The sequence below is a fragment of the Methylobacterium sp. FW102-HT35C08 genome, assembly GCF_058790235.1.
The window spans coordinates 2,916,096-2,933,661 of the sequence record NZ_JBYTCL010000002.1 but is presented as its reverse complement, the minus strand read 5'-3'; the positions used below and the strand labels follow the sequence as shown (position 1 = coordinate 2,933,661).

Here is a 17,566-nt window from a genome sequence, read left to right as displayed (position 1 = left end):
ATCAAGCTGCGATTCCCGTCGCGACCGCTGTCTCCGCCATCACCGCTTCCGGCCGGCGGTGGCGCTCCGCCATGGCGCGCTCCTCCGGCGTGAGTATCTGCGCCTGCATGTAGGCGCCGAGCTCCCGGGCGCGCCGGATCACGGCGGCGCCGTAGCGGAGGCGGGCAGCCTCGAACGCGGCGAGGGCATCGTCCAGGCTATCCGGATGGGCCGCCAGCGCCTCCACGAGGCCCCGCGCATCCCCCGCCGCCTTCGTCACGCCCATGCCGACGTGCGGGCGGGCGACGAAGGCGGCGTCGCCGAGGATGACCACGCGCCGGCCGAGCCGCATCCGCGGGGTTTCCAGGTCCTGGATGGCCTGGATGAACGGCTGGCTGGTCTTCTCGACGACCTCGGCGAATTGCGGCGCCAGCAGCCGGCGCCCGTCCGAGCGCATGGACGCGACGACCTCGGGCCGGATCCGGCTCGGGGCTATCGAGAGCTGATGCTCAACGCCGTCCGCGTCGGTCAACAAGTCGCGCAGGGCCGCGTCCGCGGCGGCGGGACGATACCAGACGAAGTTGAAGCGGCGGCGGCCGCGGGCCATGGAATTGTCGGCGCCCGCGACCGGGTAGCCGAGCATCTGCTCGCCATCCGGCAATGCGAAGGCAAAACGGTCCAGGAGCGCCTCACGCGTGCCGGCCGACAGGTCGGCCTCGTTCACGAGGCCCCGCCAGGCGATGTAGCCGACGTAGCTCGGAAGGACCTTCGGGGCGAGCCGGGCGCGCACCGTGGAGAAGATCCCGTCCGCTCCGATCAGCAGGTCCGCTGAGGCCGAGGAGCCGTCCTCGAAGTGAGCCGTGACCGTGTCGGCGTCCTCCTCGACCCGCGATAGCGCGCAACCGTGATGATAGCGTTCGGCGGGAAACGCTTCGCGGAGCAGGCCGTATAGGTGCGCCCAGGAGGTCAGCACTTGGGGCAACGCCAGTTCCCCGACGATCGACCCGTCCGCCTCCAGCACCCTTCGCCCGACCACCGATACGCCGACCTCGGCGGCCTGTCGGTCGATCCCCGCGTCTTGCAGGATCTCGTACAGCTCGGCATGGGTCACGATCCCCGCGCCGCGTCCGGACAGCTCGGCTCCCGCGCGCTCGAAGACCTCGACGTTCCAGCCGGCTCGCGTCAGGAGCAGCGCCGAAAACAGCCCTGCCATGGAGCCGCCGATGATGACCGCGCTCGGCCGCTCCGTCGCGCATCTGGTCCGGGTCGCACCCACGATGATTCCTCCACGAATGGGTCGTTCGCCCCGCGTCATCCCACACCGCAAGCGCAGCGCCGGATCGCTGATTATCCGTTGATCAATAATGAGAGCGCGCGGATCCGTTGTCAACACTGTTTATCAGGCGATAAAATAGGCAGGTGCGGGGATCAGCTCGCCTCTTTCTGGATGCGTTTCGTCCGACGAGTCGTGTGCAATTCGCTTATCGCTTGATCAATGGATCCGCTATGATAACCAGGGATCATGGTACGTCCGCCCAAGTCGAAGCCCGGCATCGTCGGCCCGCTGACCGTCTCGCGGAGTCCCCGAAAAGGTTCGCCGGGCGATCGGCCGGGGGTGCGCAAGAGACTCTCGCCCTCGGATCGCGAGAAGAGCATCGCCTTGGCGGCCATCGCCTTCTTCGCGGAACGCGGCTTCGAGGGGCAGACGCGTGAGTTGGCTGCGATATTGGGCATCACCCAGCCGCTGCTCTATCGCTACTTTCCGAGCAAGGAGGCCTTGATCGAGCGGGTCTATCAGGATGTCTTCGTCGGTCGTTGGGATCCGTTCTGGGAAGACACTATCAAAGATCGCGACGTTCCGCTCGAGAGCCGTCTGGTAAGTTTTTATGTAAGCTACGCGAACGTCATTTTGACGCCGGAATGGGTGCGGTTGTTCATGTTTGCCGGCCTCAAAAATCTGGACTTCAATGCGCGTTATCTAAAATTTCTTCGTAGCCATGTCTTTGAAGTAGTGGTGGAGGAGCTCAGAATGCATTTTCACCGCCCGTCGATAAAGGATGTACCAGCCACGAGCATCGAGATCGAAATGGTTTGGTCGATTCACTCTTCAATTTTCTACCTCGGCGTACGGGAATTCATCTACCGCCTGCCCTTGGACTGCGACGTCCGGGATATCATCCGGGCGAAGATCGAGACGCTCCTCGGCGGCGTCGCAGCGGTGCTTCCGCCCGTCGAACGCCTGCCCTGATGCCGTCGGCCTGAGCATCGAGTCCATCGGGCCGGAGTCGGGCAGCGGCAGGCGGAGCCTTCCCGGATCGCACGTCGATCCTGGCTTGCGCCGCACGGTCCGACCACGTGCCATGAGGCAGAGTCGCCGGCCGATGATCGGACCTGCGGCGCCGGCCCTGGCTGATCCTCTCGTTGCCCGCTCGGAAGCCGGTCGGCCAGGTCAGCTCGTCCCGGTCTACTATAGGCTCAGGACGGGCCGGCAGCCGGCCCATGTGGCGGCAGATCCGATATGTTGATTGCGAGCATGAGCCCACGGCTGGGAGCCTAAAGCTTCAACACCGCCGGAGCCGCATGCGCGGGCTGCGTCTTGCAGGAGCGGCGAGGAGGGCATCAGCGAGATGCATCCCGGGTCCAAAAGTTGCCGCCGGCAGGGTCCCGGACCAGCGTATGCTCCCGGACGACCGCCGAGGGCTGCACGACGATGTTCGGCGGGGCCACCGCATTGATGCTCGAGCCGACGGAGACATCAACCCCGAGGTGACCTTCGGACGGCGGCGGTGGCCAGGAATGGACGCCTCGCGATCCGGCCTTTGCGATGGCGGTGATTGAACCCGCCGGATCCAGCCAGGTGCAGTCCCGCATGAGTCCGGGGGCTGCCGGCCGGCTGATCGCGACAGAATTCCGCAGATCCTCCTCAAACGCGTCCATTGCGCGACCGCTGGCCTGCGCACGTTGGCTTAGGGACCTCCGACTCACTCTCCATGAAATCTATCCCACCAAGATATACGAAGGTTTGATTTCGGGGCAGCGGTGGTTCTGACAGTCTTCCCGCCATGAACGAGCCGATGGCAGCGGCCGATAGGGTGGATCGAGTCCAAGGGAGGTTCCTGCATGCCGCTCCCGTCTTCAGGGCTCCGCCTCGCCTTCGACTGGGTCCATGCGCTGGTCCGCCGAGACGGCGTCTTCGAGGCAATAGCGACGTTCGGGACCCACGCCGCCCACGACCCCACGAAATGATTGAGAGCCGCGGGTTATCGGGCGCCGACCCGCAGTCGCTGACTGAAACCAAACCGAACGATCGAAAATGAAGGGCTATTTGGATGAGACTTCTGGTGTTCGGCACCCTCATGGCCTTCGCGGCCGCCCCCGAGGCGTTCGCCGAGGATCAGGACGTTCCGATCCGGCGCGACCTCAAGCGCATGCAGCGGATCGAGCAGCGTCTCGATCGCGATCGTCGGCAGGCGATAGATCCGAACGTGACGCCGGACAACCCGGACGGCGTCGTCGGCTGGGACGGGCCGCCCTTCATCTACGGCGACCCCGGCGTCATCGACGGCGGCCCGCTGCCGCCCGGATCGCCGGCGGACATCGACGAGGATTGATCCTGCAACGCCGAGAACATCTCCCGACCCGCAAAATGCCAAGTGCAACCAGGGCCGATGCGGCCCCGCTCATCGTCCAGCCGGCTCAGGGGACCGAACCGATGGTCGCGATGCTGCGGGCGCCACGGGCGAGATCCTACTCAAGCACTTCACCCTCGATCACTCGTGCCGTTCGGCAACGTCGCGGGTCTTGCTCGGATGTACTTCGGCACGGTCACGTCGCCGGCGGGTCAGGACGCCCTTCACGGGTTCAACGCGGCAGCATTCGGCCTCGCGCTCGCGGCAGGGCCGAATACCGGAGAAGGCGTGGCACGTCGGCCGGCCGCGTTGACGTTCCTCGCCGTGGCGTTCGCGGTTCAATACTGCTGCACCTGCCTCTGCCCACGGTCCTGGCGATCCTCGCGCCGCATACCTTCCTTGATGGATTGTCTCCGTGAGAAGCTGTCGTAAGACGCTGGCGACACTCAGCGGGGCAGCAGGTTAGTTTTGGCCAGATCGATCACTTCGTCGCCGCGACCGCTCATCACGGCTCGCAACAGCCAAAGGCTGAAGCCTTTGACCTGCTCGAGGCCAATCGTAGGCGGCATCGATAGCTCCTGCTTCGCGGTGACTACGTCGAGGAGGGCCGGACCTTCGTGGGCCAGAACCTCGGCAACCGCGCCAGGAAGGTCGCCCGGATCCTCCACGCGAATTGCGTAGATGCCCATGGCTCTGGCCATCGCCGCGAAATCAGGGTTCTTCAGATCAGTGCCGGTCTCGACGAATCCCGAGGCCTTCATCTCCAATGCGACGAAGCCTAGCGTTCCATTATTGAAAACCACGACCTTCACCGGCAAGCTGGCCTGCGTTAGCGTGATGAGGTCGCCCATCAACATGCTGAAGCCGCCGTCGCCCGATAGCGAAATCACCTGTCGTCCTGACTGCGCGGCTTGGATGCCGATGGCCTGCGGCATGGCGTTGGCCATGGACCCATGCGCTAACGAGCCGACGAGGCGCCGTCGCCCGTTCATGGCGAGGTAGCGGGCAGCCCAGATCGTCGGCGTCCCGACATCGAAGGTGAAAACCGCGTCATCGGCGGCTGCGTCGCTCACCACCTTCGCTAGGTACTGGGGGTGGATTGGCCTGCGACCCGGAGTCCCCTGGGCGAGGTGGTCGAGCCCGCGGCGCGCCTCCCGATAGGCAGTCAGGCTGTCATCGAGATGCAGGCGATCCGTCTTGGTCCTCAGCTTCGGGAGGAGAGCCGAGATCGTCGCGCCGACGTCGCCGACGACGCCGAGGTCCAGCTTCGCCCGACGACCGAGGTTCGCAGGTCGGATATCGACCTGCGCGATCCGACACGCAGTCGGTAGGAACTGCTTATAGGGGAAGTCCGTCCCCAGCATCAGGAGAGCATCGCAGGCATGCATTGCCTCGTAGCCCGAGGCGAAGCCGATGAAGCCCGTCATCCCGACATCGTATGGATTGTCGTACTCGACATACTCCTTGCCGCCGAGCGCGTGCACGATGGGACTCTTGAGGGTCTCGGCGAGTTGCAAGAGGGGCGCGTGTGCCCCGGCGCAGCCGCGTCCGCAGAACAGCGTTACGCGTCCGGCCCCGTTCAGGAAGCCGGCGAGAGCATCGAGCTCCTGCTCGCGCGGTGTCACGACGACAGGTGGCGGGAGCAGTCCCGCCCTCGGGGTTACCACCTTCGTCGGCGCTGGCTTGAGGGCGACATCGCCGGGAATGGATACGACGGCCACGCCTCGCTCGCCGACGGCGGCGCGGATGGCATTCTGAAGCACGTAGGGGAGTTGAGCGGGATCCGAGACGAGTTCGCTATAGACGCTGCATTCCCTGAACAAGTTCTGGGGATGTGTCTCCTGAAAGTAGCCGCCCCCGATCTCGGCCGAAGGAATGTGGGCCGCGATGGCTAGCACCGGCGTGCGGGTGCGCTGCGCGTCGTACAGTCCATTGATGAGATGCAGATTGCCGGGCCCGCAGGAACCCGCGCAGACTGCGAGCTGACCGGTGATCTGCGACTCGCCAGCAGCAGCGAAGGCTGCCACTTCCTCGTGGCGGACGTGAATCCACTCGATCGTACCGCGCTTCTGAAGGGAGTCGGTCAACCCATTCAGGCTGTCGCCGACGACGCCGAAGATCCGCTGTACGCCAGCCTCGTTCAGGGTTTCGATGATTAGATCTGCGATGGTGCTGATCGACACGGCAGTCACTCCTTGAAAGGGCTGGGCGGCCGACCGGCCGACGATTGAAGCTGGATGACGATCCTGACCGTGACGCCGCCGCCCCGGGTGCCTCCACACCGGAAAGCGAAAGCGGCACTTTCAGCGCCAGCACGCGCATTTCGCCGTGTGGCCAATGCCTGGATTGAAAGAATTTCTGGGATCAAGCTTCCGGTAGTGTTCAACAAGAGCCGGCTTGGCATAATATAAATGTCCAACGTTGTGCTCTGCTGGATACTCTGCTCGCCTTGAGTCCAATATATCCCACATTTCTCGCTCTATTTTGTCAATGACAAATCCCTTTTTTACAATATATTCCTGATGAAAAACTTGGCAGAAAAAATGACCGTAATACACTTTAACGTCAAGCTTGTCGGATATCGATTTCGGTAGCTTCTCGAACCAATCCATCTCATTGCGGGGTAGGGCGATATCGAGAGCTAGAAGCCCGGCGACATCCGGTCGGTGGACGGCACGGTAGCGGTTGGACCCTCCGGCGACAGCGAAGCGATGGAGGAACGCCTTCTCGCCCTCATTCTTCGTGCACTCGAAGTAGTTGCCCTGCGCGGACGGGAAGATGCCGGAGAGGTACTTGCGCGCCTCTTCGATCCCGGCGCGCCCCATTTTCAAGATCAAATGGTGCTCGAAACGGTCGCGATAGTCATAAAGTCTCTGCGGAAGATGCTTCGGGAACACGCCTGCAATCGCTTGCATGATCCTGTCGGACAGGTCGTGCGGCAGGAACTTGAAGCGTTCGCAGAAGGCATCGAACCGTCCTTTCATAGCGAACATCATCGGCAGCCGGTCGGTGCCGAGGTACTGGATGGCGAGAAAAGTGTCCTTTCCGTACTTCTCCGCGACGTCGAAGGCTTCGCGGTGCACGTACTCGCCCTCGATCGGCAGGGACGCAAATTTGGAGAGGATATGCCGCCGGATCGCGGTCAGTTCGCCTGGATCGTTGCTCCCAATGTAGAAGGTCGCGGTCTCGGCTTCGATCGGGAACGTGTCCAGTCGCACGGCTAAGAGCAGGACCTTGCCCGCGCTTCCAGAGGCCTCGAAAAGGCGCTTTGGATCGGCGTTGAAGCGCGCTGGCGTATCCGCCTCGATCTGGCGCACGTGGTCCTGGTAGTCGTGATCCGACGAATGCCGAGCGGGATCGTTCTCGATGGCTGCGGGATCGAAGCGCCCGGCCTCCACAGCTTCGAGGATCGCCTCTTCGTCCCCTGCAATCGAGATGCCAAGGTGATTGACGAGCTCGACTCGACCTGCCTCGTCGATCCTTGCGTAGAGAGCAGTCTGCGTGAATGCCGGCCCCCGGTGAATCAGGGCTCCGCCGGAATTGTTGCAGATTCCGCCGAATACTGAGGCACCGATGCACGAAGAACCAATGATGGAGTGCGGCTCACGATCTAGAGGCTTCAACAGTCTTTCCAAGTGAAAGAGCGTCGACCCTGGCAAACATACCACCTGCTTGCCGCCTTGGATCGGGTGGATGACGTCTAGGCGCATCCCGCTAATTATGACTATCTCACGGTCGTACGTGTCGCCGTCCGGCGTAGAACCTCCAGTGATGCCCGTGTTCGCGGCCTGAGGAATGATGATCTTATTTGCCCTGGCGCAAAGCTTGAGAGTACGCCACATCTCCACCAGCGACCCGGGGCGGACAACGGCAATGGCCGGACCGTTCCCAAAGCGGAAACCCTTGCGATAGTGCTGCGTCGCCGACGGGGTGGTCAGGACGTGTACGGCTCCGACGACGTCGCGCAAACCGGCCAGGAGTTGATCGTTGCTCAGGCTTGGGCCGACGTCATGGCATCTGAAATCGGACCGCACGTTCATGATCGGACTCCTTGCGCTGCCGAACGTAGTTCGGGCATGAGCTAGGCCATGCGCATCAGCAGATCTTGTACGTTTCCGACGTTGTTTGAACGTGCTGTCACCATAATTGCCGCATACAGCGAATACTTCATGCTGTACATTTTTGAAGCAACATCATGAAACCGTGTAGCGCGGCCGCAAATTGCTCACCTGCGTACTGCTGGTCGTGCTGCTCGCGTTCAAGCGGATCCAGGCGCGATTTGCCGATGGAACGAAGGCGGCGGTTGGAGGCGCGTTGCTCGCGACCCTCAACACCGGTTCGAATTACGGCTTCCCGGTTCGAAGTACGGCTTCGGTGCGGTTATCGCGGCGCTTCCCGAGTTCCTGCTGGTGCGCGATGCCCTCGCGTACATCCCGAACCCTCTCGTGAAGGCTGCGATCTCGAAAACGACGCTGGCCGGCAATCACCGGATCGGCCTTAGGGAACCTGAGCATCGCGCTCTCAACCCTGGGCAATCAGTTCATCGAGTCCTGCAACGCCGCCGGCTTCCCGCTGGAGGTGCTCCAAGGTGTGGTGGCCAGGGCGGGCGGCGGCATGGACGACCTGCCGCACAACGGTGCCGTGATCACCGTGCCGGCCGTCACCGGGCTGACTCACCGACAGTCCTACGACGACATCTTCGTCGTGACGATCATCAAGACCTTGGCCATCTTTGTGGTGTTTGGGCTCTACTACACCACAGGCGTTGTGTGATCCGGCAACATCATGTCCATATCCGTCTGCCTCGGAGGGCACTCGCCTGGAGCACGCCGATCGATGCCGGCAGCAGCAAGGACATGAAGCCTGACCGGCGGGACGCTCGCGTGCACCGTGCTATTCGCGCACCGCGTCGGCACTCGCGCGGTCGATCACCTCGTACAGAGCCGCGCGCCCTTCGCTCGCGAACCACGCCCGGTGCATCTTCGCGGTCTCAGGGGTGTCATCGAGACGCTTACGAAACAATACGGAGCATCGCACCAGTTCGCACTCCATGACCATATCGAAGTAAGCCGGTCCCTTGGATCTTGCGAGGTCGACGAGGGCGTCGCTGAGTACACGCCGCAACATCTCGCCTACCATGGCCGAGACGTAGACCGCCTTTGCGTTGCCCTGTTCGAGTTCCCTCAACCGACTCTTCGATCCGCTCTGACACGACTCCCGCCCTCCACCGTGCCATTACCAGCTTGGCTTTTGCCCGCAGGAAGCGCTGGCTGAAGGGCGGGGATGGCTGCGGCGGTGGCGATCGATCGCCGGCCGTCGCTGCGCTTCAGGCCGTTGCCTCCGAAGCCAGGATGCGTCCGGCATAGTGTCTCGCGGCAGCCTGGATGGCCGGCGCGAACGCGCCGATGATCCAGGGTATGGTGGCCTCAAGCCACAGGCTGTCGGCGGCAACCGCGAGATTGCCGCTCACGTCCTGGCCAAGAGCGCGGGCCTTGAAGGCACGGCTGCCCTCCACCCAATCCGTCATGACGATGCGGATGCTCTTCTGCTCCAGGCGTTGCAACGCCCAATCCATCTGCCGGTCGAGCCGGCGGCGCACTTCGACGGCGCCGAGATTATGAGGTATCGCGAGTGTGATGTGCTTCGGCATCAGCCTTCCCGTGGTGGACAATCACGGATCCGTGATCGGTGGTTAAGAACCAGTAACCACGTCGTGGTCCGCGCCTTCCGCATCCGCATGAACTGTGCGTCGTTTGGGACCGCTGCCGATACCGACAACGTCTGGAAGTGACGGCAGGGTGTTTCCGGAATGGAACTCGCTTGGCGCATGGCGAACGCTGAGGACGACGGAGCTGCAAGGCCAACGGGTTCGACGCCGTCACCTTCGGCCCGCCGCGCTCGTTCGCCCGTGGCGTTGGCAGCCGGTTACGCACACTCCTCGACGACCGCCGGCTTGCAACGTTGGCAGCCTACGCCGTCGTTCGAACCCGAAGCCGAATAGCCCACTCGTCGTGCCCGGTCAGGCATGAGGCGCAGTCGGTCTCGATACGGCAAGCGGCGTTGCTCGCGAGCGCGGAGTCGCAAGCATCTGGGCACGGCCATGTCGTTCGATCCGACCGCCCCGACGGTACGGACCGGATTCCAACCGGCGCTCAGCGCCAATGTCGCGCAGGCGATCCATCCACCGAGAGAGAGGAGACAGGCGCCGAACGGCATCCGCATCATCGCCTTCCCCGGCCGGATTAGAAGCCGGCCTCATGCACGATACGTAAACGGAAAATCCGATTTCGTGGGAGGCTGTCGCTTCCCGATCGTTTCAGCCGGTCGGACGGATGGTCCAGCCTTCTATTCGACACGGTCGTTTTCGCAGCCGACATCCCAAGTCGCGGATCATCCGATTCGAGGTGCTGGCGACGTCCTGATGATTGACCGATCTTCGCACGGAAAATCCGTTTTTCGCTCCGGGTTGCCTGCTTGCGCGTCTCCGAAGTCGGGAGTGGAATTTTCGCCTCGAGCCACCGCAACCGCTTCTTCGGCGGAACTCGCCTTCGCGGCCTCCGCCCAGATCCACCCGAGAACAGAGAGGTCGGCGACTCGCCCGCAACGTTTCCTTCCGATCCGCCTGATAGTCGGCTGCGCCGAGACTGGTCGCCCCGGTGAACGCGATGAGGATAGGACCGATGAGGATCTCGGATCTGGATCTGGCCGTTCGCGTCCTCCGCAAGCTTGCGGACGGCGAGACCGCTGCGTTCAGCTCGGCGGCTGAGACGGCCGGCCTCTCTTTGACGAACCTCAGGGAAGCCTTCGACCGGGTCGAGGCGCATTTCGGAGCACATCTGATCGGCAGAGTTGGGTCGAAGGAGAGGAGGGCGGGCCCGATCACGCCGGCTGGGCTTCTTGTGCTCAACCAAGGCTCGCGGATTCTCTGGTTCCACCAAGAGCTCCAGAACGAACTTTCCTCTGTTCGAACCGTAAGCGTCACGAACGGCGTTTCGTGAACCCTCCGGCTACGGAAAAGCTCGAGTCGCAACAACGACAGTTACTGGTCGAGAGCGCCTGATGTAGCTCAACCGACCCGCCAGCAGGCGATCGCTCGTAACCCGTGAACGAGTCCTCGGAGTGATCCGAAACTCGAGAGGTTAGCGGAACATGCGATCAGCGCGCAGGAATTCCACCGCCTTGAAATGCCGATATTTCTCGGAGCAGGTACTGCGATGATCGGCGTACTGCGGAGTTCAGCGCCCACTGGTTACAGCGCATTACTCCGGGCAGCATGAGACAAGGTCGCGGCGCGCCGCCGGCCCAATCCAGGGAAGCGGACGAAGGAACGGATTTGCTTCGCTGCGGCGTCGAATGAAGGAGTGGGTCGTCAGAACGGCTTCGTTCAGCTCTGCGACCCAATTGCGACCCAGGAGCTAGAACGCTCGGAACTCGCATCAAGTTCTGGGTCTAAACCATTGATCTTAATGGTAGCGAGGGAGGGATTTGAACCCCCGACACAAGGATTATGATACCCTGCTTGTCTTTTTGTTTTCAGATACTTACCCGCTGAACTGGCGGCAAACCGCACCCTCGGTTCCAATGGCTTAGGCCTCGGATTGTCAAACTATCCGAGCCCGTCTCGACACCCCGCCGGGCGCGCGTTACGCCTCCGCCATGGCCAAAGAGATCCCCAGCGTCGGGGACCTGCGCCGTAAGTCCGAAGTGTCGGACGATGAGATCGAGGCGGACACCGCCGCCTACCTGAAGGACTAGAACGCTAAGCCCTTCGCCCTCGAGTCCGGGCACACCATCTACGTGGCCAAGGCGATCGAGATGCACCCGCAGGCCAAGAAGCTGCTCGCGGACAAGGTCACCACGCCCGGCCTGCGCCGCACGATGGTGATGACCGCCGTCATCATGGGCTTCCCGGTCCAGGGATGAGCGACGATCCCGAAGCCGCGCACGAGCGCGCCGCGATCCAGCACATGATGCGGCGCCTGGACGGGTTCGCGCGCGGCCTCGGCTTGGACGAGGCGGCCAATCGGCTGATCGTCGAGCAGGTCTACGCCGAGATGCCGGTGCACACGGATGAGGAGCGCCTCGACGTGGCCCGCCAGCGCATGATCATCGCGTCGGCGTAACGGCATGGACGACGACGCCGACCCGGTCTTTAAGGCCGCGGAGGCGTTGAGAGCGAGCGGCCACATCGTCGATCCGTGGGCTGACGACATCATGTTCTGGCTTGTGGATGAGATGCTCTGGATCGTCGACGGTGAGATGCTGACCGACAGCGACCTTTTGGCTTTGGCTATCCGGCTAGGTCTGATGGACTCTCCCGAAGGCCTGCAATAGCGGGGCGGCATGCCCTCGGAACCGAACGCCCCGATACGCGGCCGTCACCTCGAAGCACTGCGCGCCTGTCTACTCTATCCGCAGGGGATGCGGCTTGAGGCCTACCCGTCCGCGATGCCGGCGCTTGAGAAGCGCGGGCTCGTCGTGTCCCGGCCAGCGCTCGGGCCCGGCCGGGTAATCTCAGCTTGGTTCATCACGCGGCAAGGGCGCGACCACCTCGCCGAGATCGACGCCTGCAAGCCCGGGAGACGGATCGCGCTGCCGCCGGCTTAGCGCTTAGCCGCCATGGCGGCAGACCCCAAAGACTGAAATCACGCTGTAACACGCCTCCATCCAAATACGGCTGCTGCCAAGCCCACCCCAATCCGGCTTGCGGCAGGCGGCTCGGGCACGTCGCAGCGTCCGGGCCGCCGTCTCCATTCCGCCGAACCCTCGACAGCAAGCAATATCGCCGGGCGCGCGGGGCTGACTGGCCGGGATCGAGCCATGCACGCCACCCGTGCGCTGGTGCGCCTTGAGGCTGACGGCCTTGCGATCAGGGGCGGGACGCAGCAGGCGCCGCGATGGCGTTCCACCGCGGCGGCCTCAGCTTCAGCCGGCCACGGCCAGGCAGCTGACGCTTGACGACACGAACCAAGCTTCCGCTTTCGATCCAACTCAGACACCCAGACTGCCGTCCGCGCTGATCCTAAGCAGCCATTCGCATAAGGCAATCCCGGCGGAACGGCACGGCTGAAACTGGGTCTCGATAGCTCTTCAAAAGGGACTGACCTGCGTCGCAGCGGGAGTGCATAAGTGGCCAAAATGGGCAGTCACGCGATTGTGACAAGATTATTACAGGCCTCACGAACTTATGTTAGCGAGCCGAAATATCGTTGCTGAGCGAAACAATTCGCGCATGATCCTGCCCCAGCAAGCCGTCGCAACGAGACGCCTTGCCGGAGCACGCCACCAAGACGCGGGCCCGAATAACAACCGGCGGTACGACCTGAAGAATCAGGCAGGGCCGCAGTTACGGGTCTCTAAGGCTTGGGGTTGCTGATGAAGTTTCTGAAAAATTCCCTGCTTGGGTCCGCGGCCGCGTTCGCAGCTGTAGGCGCCGCGCATGCCGCCGATCTTCCGGTGAAGAAGGCGGTTCCGATCGAGTACGTCCGGGTCTGCACCGCCTACGGCGCCGGCTTCTTCTACATCCCCGGCACCGACACCTGCCTGCGCATCTCGGGCCGCGCCCGGTTCGATGCCGGCTACCAGACCAGCTACTCGCGCCAGTACGGCAACAACATCGGCGATACGTCGGGCTACCAGGGCCGGATGCGCATCAACCTCGATGCCCGCACCCAGACTGCCTACGGCACGCTCCGCGCCTTCGTCCGCCTCGATGCCGGCGCCCGCACCGGCTACGCCGGCGTCGGCCAGTCCGGCACCCAGCAGCGCATCGGGCAGGCCTATCCTGGCATCGGTACCGACCAGTTCGGCCGCGACTCGCAGTACATGAACGTCGACAAGGCGTTCATCCAGTTCGCCGGCCTCACCGCCGGCCGCGCCTCCTCGTTCTTCGACTTCTACGCCCACGACTTCGAGATCGGCGGCGCCACCGCGGGCTCGGACAACTTCTCGACCAACCTGCTCGCCTACACGGCCACGATCGGCAACGGCCTGTCGGCCACGATCTCGATCGAAGATCCGGTCTTCCGCCGCACCCCGATCTTCTCGCCGTTCGGCGTCACGCCGACCGTCTCCACCGGCAGCGCCTCGAACTTCGGCGTGACCGTCCAGCCGACGCCGATCTTCGTCGGTCCCAACCGGTTCGGGCTGGTGGACAGCATCGAGAAGTCGCGCCTGCCCGACTTCGTCGGCGTCGTCCGCCTCGACCAGGCCTGGGGCTCGGCCCAGCTCTCGGCCGCCACCCACGAGCTGAACGCCGGCAACCTGTCGAGCGCTGCCAATGCCGGCGGTCTCGGCACCGGTCCGATCCTGGTGCCGGCGCACACCAAGAACACCCAGGGTTGGGCGATCCAGGGCGGCGTGAAGATCAACATGCCGTTCATCGCCCCGGGCGATGCCCTCTACCTGCAGGGTGCCTACGGCGACGGCGCGCAGCTCTACACCGGCTACTCCAACTACACCGGCTCCTACATCCAGAGCACGACCACCATCCAGGGCCAGAAGTTCGCCCAGTACTTCGCGGACGCGACGATCAACCCGTTCACCGGTCAGCTGGAGACGTCGACCAGCTTCACCGCCGTCGCGTCGTACCTGCACTACTGGTCGCCGGAGTGGCGCTCGGCCGTCTTCGGCTCCTACGGCGAGCAGAGCTTCTCGCAGAGCGCGCGTGCGGCTCAGGGCGCGATCTACGGCCTCGTGAGCGGCATCGCCGGCGCCCCCGGCTTCGGCACGAACGCCGTCGGCGTTCCGGGCACCCGGTTCTACCAGCTTACACAGGCACTGCGCGACACCTACCAGTTCGTAGCGGGTGCCAGCCTGATCTGGTCGCCGGTGAAGGATCTCGATATCGGCGTGGAAGGCTTCTACACGCAGATCGGCCTGAAGAACGGCCGCGCGATCGACAACGACAAGGCCCCGGGCGCCTACAACTTGGCCGCCCAGATCAACGCCGGCACCTACGTCCCGCGCACCGCGACGCAGGACTCGGTCTCGCAGATCAAAGTCCGCGTCCAGCGCGACTTCTAATCCCCCAATCGAGGCCGGTTGTTCTCCAGAGCCACCTGGTCTTGATGTCCCCGTGCAAAGGGACCCCACTAGCCCGGCCGAAAGGCCGGGCTTTTTGTTGTTGCCGTCATGGCTTGATGACGGGAACGTGCCGCTCATTCAGTGCCGCGCGTAGATGTGGCTGGCGCGTCGTCACACGAGCTGCATCTCGCCCGGCTTGAGGCCGAGGTGCCGAACCATGTCCCGCGAGAGTGCGCCGACGAGTTCGACCTCCACGCCGTCTGTCGCCAAGGCGCCGACCCGCTCCAGCGCTGCCTGCGCCGATGGGGCGACGACAGCGTAAACGCGCAACGCCTCGCGCCTCTGCCGCACGGCGATCAGGTACGCCGTGCGCTTTTCCTTCTTGCTGGGCCGGGTCTCCTGGACACCGGTTGGTGATCCCTTGGCCATCAGTCCTTGTCAGGTTTTTCCTTGGTGATGGCGCCCGTTTTTGGATCAACGTGGAACTCCATTTTCACGCCGTTCTTCAGGCCCTCGCCTTCCCAATGCCCATCGTCGGCCTCCAGCTCTGTGATGGTGGTGTAGCCCGCGTCCATAAGCTTCTGTTTGACCTGCTCAGCTGGCATCCAGTCGGGACCCGGCTTGTCCTTCTTAGCCAGCGCAGGGCCAGCAAAGCCGAGTGCCAGAGCTAAGACGACGGGAGCGAGCGCCGCAGATTTCATTAGCCACCTCCGTTACTGATTGCGTCAGACAACGGGCGGTTTGGAGTGCGGTTGCTCGTCGATCGGTTCGATGACGGCTAGATCTGGCCCACGATGTTCTTAACGCTGACGCTAGCAGGATAAGTCCGCGACGCCAGGGTGATCGGGAGCGGAAGCGAGCGCGGCTGCAGCGTCCGCTCCTATGCTTCGCCGTCCGAAAGCGGACCGGCAGAAATCCACCCATAGCGGCCTCTCCAGCTTGCGATCGCTCGCGAAAAAGGACGGTCACGCGTAGGCGACCGGCAGCTCGCTCACCTGCGTCGTGTAACGCGGCGTGCGCATCTCAAACTTGGTGTTCCAGTCGCGCCGGCTCACCAGCCCCGCCCGAGCCGGCACCACGGCGCCGCGGCCCCACCGGGCGTTGCAGGCATCCATCGCCGCCATCAGCGGCCCCGATCGCTCGCGATCCAGCGCGCCGATCAGCGCCCGCGGGCTGTGCGACAGCGGCACGAGATCGTTGGTGACGATCCCCGCCTTCGCGTAGCGCCAGGGCCGCTCGCCCGGCTCCCGCCAGGTCTTGGCCACCCCGTGCCGCGCCGCCTTGATCAGCGCCAGCGTGTCCGACGTGTGCTCCGGCAACTGCACCGTGGTCGAGACCGAGCGCATCGGATCATCCCGGTCGTGCTCGCTCGTGTGATAGAAGACCGTGACGTGGTTGGTCCCGAGACCCTCCCGCCGCAGCTTCTCGCCGAGCCGCGTCGCATGCGCGGACACCGCCTCCTCCAGCACCGCCCGCTCGGTGATCCGGCTGGAGAACGAGCGGGTCACCGCGCAGCCTTTCCGGCGCGCCGGCACCATCTCCAGCGGCAGGCAGGCCAGCCCGCGCAGCTCGTGGATGATGCGCTCGCCCACCACGGTCAGGCCCTTGCGCACCGGTCGCGGGTCGAGGTCGCGCAGGTCCGCCACGCTCTCGACGCCCATCGCCTGGAGCTTGGCCAGCGACGCCCGGCCGATGCCCCAGACCTCGGCGACGTCGATCCGGCACAGCCAGTGCGCGTAGGCCATTGGGTCGGTCAGGTCGCACACGCCAGCGAGATCCGGCACCGTCTTGGCGATGTGGTTGGCGAGCTTGGCGAGCGTCTTGGTCGGACCGATGCCGACGCAGGTCGGGATCCCCGTCCAGGCGCGGACGGTCGCGCGCAGGTCGCGGGCGAGTTCGACCCGGAGCGCCGGCGCCACGTCCGACAGGTTCAGGAAGCTCTCGTCGATCGAGTAGATCTCCACCTGCGGGCTGAACTGCCGGTAGACCGTGTTGGTGCGCCCAGACATGTCGCCGTAGAGCGTGTAGTTCGACGAGAACACCCGCACGCCCTGGACCCGGCACAGGTCGCGGATCTTGAAGTACGGGTCGCCCATCCGGATGCCGAGCGCCTTGGCCTCAGCGGTGCGGGCGATGGCGCAGCCGTCGTTGTTCGAGAGCACGATGACCGGCACCGCGGCGAGCTTGGGGTCGAACACGCGCTCGCACGAGCAGTAGAAGCTGTTGCCGTCGATCAGCGCCACGGCCCGGCCGCCGCCGATCCGGTCGCGCAGGCGCGCCTCGGGCCCGCTCACGACAGCTGCCCGCGCGCGACGTGCCAGCGGATCGAGAAGCGCACCACGCCCCAGATCGCGCCCTCGCCGAACTCATCGACCGCGAAGGCCGGCAGGTCCGGGTTGCAGAAGGCCAGCCGCGCGACGTTGCCGTCGAGCACGAGGCGCTTGCAGCTCATCTGGCCGTCGATCGCCGCGACCACGACGCTGCCGTGGCCGGCCTTGAGGCTGCGGTCGACGCAGGCGAGGTCGCGGTCGTAGATGCCGGCGCCCTCCATGGACGAGCCACTGATCCGCCACAGGAAGGTGGCGGGCGGGTTCGGCACGAGCCAGCGCGGCAGCTCGAGCGCGCCTTCGAGAAAGTCGTCGGCCGGCGACGGGAAGCCGGCGCACAGGGCCTGCCCGATCACCGGCACGCGGACCGCGTCGGGGCTCTGGACCAGCAGTTCGTCGATCCGGTTGAGGTGCACCCTGCGCTCCGCCATTTAGAACGGAAACAGAACAAAGCTGATGTGCCGGGTCGGTTCAATCTGCAGGCGAGCGGTTTCTTCCACGCCGGTGGATGGATGTGAACTCAGCCCGGAAAGGCCAATCACGGCGCGGGTTTAATCAGCGCAAACAGTTGGCGGTGAACCTGCGGTCACGCCATTACCGCTTCAG

Annotated in this window: 17 protein-coding genes and 1 pseudogene; 9 read left to right on the top strand and 9 right to left on the bottom strand. The window is 64.2% G+C overall.

Annotated elements, in window-relative coordinates:
• Position 1: 1 nt before the first annotated feature.
• Complete coding sequence (locus tag AC3WSN_RS14140; RefSeq protein WP_492538668.1) at positions 2-1,294, bottom strand: FAD binding domain-containing protein; 1,293 nt, start codon at positions 1,292-1,294, stop codon at positions 2-4.
• Between the two features lie 207 nt (positions 1,295-1,501).
• Here AC3WSN_RS14140 and AC3WSN_RS14135 point away from each other — a divergent pair, with 207 nt between their 5' ends.
• Entirely contained in the window at positions 1,502-2,227 is a 726-nt protein-coding gene (locus AC3WSN_RS14135; protein ID WP_492538666.1) for a TetR/AcrR family transcriptional regulator, read from the top strand.
• A 1,093-nt stretch (positions 2,228-3,320) separates the two neighbouring features.
• A complete protein-coding gene (locus AC3WSN_RS14130; protein ID WP_492538664.1) occupies positions 3,321-3,590 on the top strand; it encodes a hypothetical protein in 270 nt (89 codons plus the stop codon).
• Positions 3,591-4,054: 464 nt separating this feature from the next.
• Here the strand turns inward: AC3WSN_RS14130 and poxB are convergent, their stop codons facing one another.
• Positions 4,055-5,785, bottom strand: coding sequence for a ubiquinone-dependent pyruvate dehydrogenase (poxB, locus tag AC3WSN_RS14125; protein ID WP_492543110.1), 1,731 nt, complete (start codon positions 5,783-5,785; stop codon positions 4,055-4,057).
• 126 nt (positions 5,786-5,911) lie between these two features.
• The gene (gene dld, locus AC3WSN_RS14120) at positions 5,912-7,648 is read right to left on the bottom strand and encodes a D-lactate dehydrogenase (protein WP_492538662.1); all 1,737 of its coding nucleotides are present in this window, start codon (positions 7,646-7,648) and stop codon (positions 5,912-5,914) included.
• Positions 7,649-7,829: 181 nt separating this feature from the next.
• Here dld and AC3WSN_RS14115 point away from each other — a divergent pair.
• Positions 7,830-8,381 (top strand): annotated as a pseudogene (locus tag AC3WSN_RS14115) (GntP family permease); the annotation flags it as partial.
• Positions 8,382-8,501: 120 nt separating this feature from the next.
• Here AC3WSN_RS14115 and AC3WSN_RS14110 read toward each other — a convergent pair.
• Together AC3WSN_RS14110 and AC3WSN_RS14105 are read right to left on the bottom strand one after the other, a co-directional pair.
• Positions 8,502-8,795 carry a hypothetical protein gene (locus tag AC3WSN_RS14110; RefSeq protein WP_492538661.1) on the bottom strand — a complete coding sequence of 98 codons (294 nt, stop codon included), beginning with the start codon at positions 8,793-8,795 and terminating at the stop codon, positions 8,502-8,504.
• 139 nt (positions 8,796-8,934) lie between these two features.
• Entirely contained in the window at positions 8,935-9,258 is a 324-nt protein-coding gene (locus tag AC3WSN_RS14105) for a polyhydroxyalkanoic acid system family protein (protein ID WP_492538659.1), read from the bottom strand.
• A 1,030-nt stretch (positions 9,259-10,288) separates the two neighbouring features.
• Between AC3WSN_RS14105 and AC3WSN_RS14100 the strand changes: the two genes are divergently transcribed.
• The 6 genes from AC3WSN_RS14100 to AC3WSN_RS14075 all read left to right on the top strand — a co-directional run bounded on the left by AC3WSN_RS14100 (position 10,289) and on the right by AC3WSN_RS14075 (position 14,633).
• Positions 10,289-10,606, top strand: coding sequence for a hypothetical protein (locus AC3WSN_RS14100; protein ID WP_492538657.1), 318 nt, complete (start codon positions 10,289-10,291; stop codon positions 10,604-10,606).
• 799 nt (positions 10,607-11,405) lie between these two features.
• Positions 11,406-11,531 carry a hypothetical protein gene (locus AC3WSN_RS14095; protein ID WP_492538656.1) on the top strand — a complete coding sequence of 42 codons (126 nt, stop codon included), beginning with the start codon at positions 11,406-11,408 and terminating at the stop codon, positions 11,529-11,531.
• Positions 11,528-11,731, top strand: coding sequence for a hypothetical protein (locus AC3WSN_RS14090; RefSeq protein ID WP_492538654.1), 204 nt, complete (start codon positions 11,528-11,530; stop codon positions 11,729-11,731). The genes AC3WSN_RS14095 and AC3WSN_RS14090 overlap by 4 nt, the downstream gene beginning before the upstream one ends.
• A gap of 4 nt (positions 11,732-11,735) precedes the next feature.
• On the top strand, positions 11,736-11,942 hold the full coding sequence (locus AC3WSN_RS14085) for a hypothetical protein (protein WP_492538652.1): 207 nt from the start codon (positions 11,736-11,738) through the stop codon (positions 11,940-11,942).
• 9 nt (positions 11,943-11,951) lie between these two features.
• Positions 11,952-12,215, top strand: a complete 264-nt coding sequence (locus AC3WSN_RS14080) for a hypothetical protein (protein WP_492538650.1) — start codon at positions 11,952-11,954, stop codon at positions 12,213-12,215.
• A 768-nt stretch (positions 12,216-12,983) separates the two neighbouring features.
• Positions 12,984-14,633 carry a porin gene (locus AC3WSN_RS14075; RefSeq protein WP_492538648.1) on the top strand — a complete coding sequence of 550 codons (1,650 nt, stop codon included), beginning with the start codon at positions 12,984-12,986 and terminating at the stop codon, positions 14,631-14,633.
• A gap of 171 nt (positions 14,634-14,804) precedes the next feature.
• Here the strand turns inward: AC3WSN_RS14075 and AC3WSN_RS14070 are convergent, their stop codons facing one another.
• From AC3WSN_RS14070 to AC3WSN_RS14055, 4 genes are all read right to left on the bottom strand, one after another.
• Positions 14,805-15,062, bottom strand: a complete 258-nt coding sequence (locus AC3WSN_RS14070; RefSeq protein WP_492538647.1) for a hypothetical protein — start codon at positions 15,060-15,062, stop codon at positions 14,805-14,807.
• The gene (locus tag AC3WSN_RS14065) at positions 15,062-15,334 is read right to left on the bottom strand and encodes a PepSY domain-containing protein (protein WP_492538645.1); all 273 of its coding nucleotides are present in this window, start codon (positions 15,332-15,334) and stop codon (positions 15,062-15,064) included. Before AC3WSN_RS14065 ends, AC3WSN_RS14070 begins: the two co-directional genes overlap by 1 nt.
• Positions 15,335-15,598: 264 nt before the next feature.
• Positions 15,599-16,927, bottom strand: a complete 1,329-nt coding sequence (locus tag AC3WSN_RS14060) for a Y-family DNA polymerase (RefSeq protein WP_492538643.1) — start codon at positions 16,925-16,927, stop codon at positions 15,599-15,601.
• Positions 16,924-17,376, bottom strand: coding sequence for a LexA family protein (locus tag AC3WSN_RS14055; protein ID WP_192707388.1), 453 nt, complete (start codon positions 17,374-17,376; stop codon positions 16,924-16,926). The genes AC3WSN_RS14060 and AC3WSN_RS14055 overlap by 4 nt, the downstream gene beginning before the upstream one ends.
• Positions 17,377-17,566 lie beyond the last annotated feature (190 nt).

Excerpts from the sequence above, each read along its gene's own strand:
- AC3WSN_RS14140 (WP_492538668.1), bottom strand. The coding sequence starts at position 1,294 with ATGACGCGGGGCGAACGACCCATTCGTGGAGGAATCATCGTGGGTGCG.
- AC3WSN_RS14135 (WP_492538666.1), top strand. The coding sequence starts at position 1,502 with ATGGTACGTCCGCCCAAGTCGAAGCCCGGCATCGTCGGCCCGCTGACC.
- dld (WP_492538662.1), bottom strand. The coding sequence starts at position 7,648 with ATGAACGTGCGGTCCGATTTCAGATGCCATGACGTCGGCCCAAGCCTG.
- AC3WSN_RS14105 (WP_492538659.1), bottom strand. The coding sequence starts at position 9,258 with ATGCCGAAGCACATCACACTCGCGATACCTCATAATCTCGGCGCCGTC.
- AC3WSN_RS14100 (WP_492538657.1), top strand. The coding sequence starts at position 10,289 with ATGAGGATCTCGGATCTGGATCTGGCCGTTCGCGTCCTCCGCAAGCTT.
- AC3WSN_RS14090 (WP_492538654.1), top strand. The coding sequence starts at position 11,528 with ATGAGCGACGATCCCGAAGCCGCGCACGAGCGCGCCGCGATCCAGCAC.
- AC3WSN_RS14085 (WP_492538652.1), top strand. The coding sequence starts at position 11,736 with ATGGACGACGACGCCGACCCGGTCTTTAAGGCCGCGGAGGCGTTGAGA.
- AC3WSN_RS14080 (WP_492538650.1), top strand. The coding sequence starts at position 11,952 with ATGCCCTCGGAACCGAACGCCCCGATACGCGGCCGTCACCTCGAAGCA.
- AC3WSN_RS14075 (WP_492538648.1), top strand. The coding sequence starts at position 12,984 with ATGAAGTTTCTGAAAAATTCCCTGCTTGGGTCCGCGGCCGCGTTCGCA.
- AC3WSN_RS14070 (WP_492538647.1), bottom strand. The coding sequence starts at position 15,062 with ATGGCCAAGGGATCACCAACCGGTGTCCAGGAGACCCGGCCCAGCAAG.
- AC3WSN_RS14065 (WP_492538645.1), bottom strand. The coding sequence starts at position 15,334 with ATGAAATCTGCGGCGCTCGCTCCCGTCGTCTTAGCTCTGGCACTCGGC.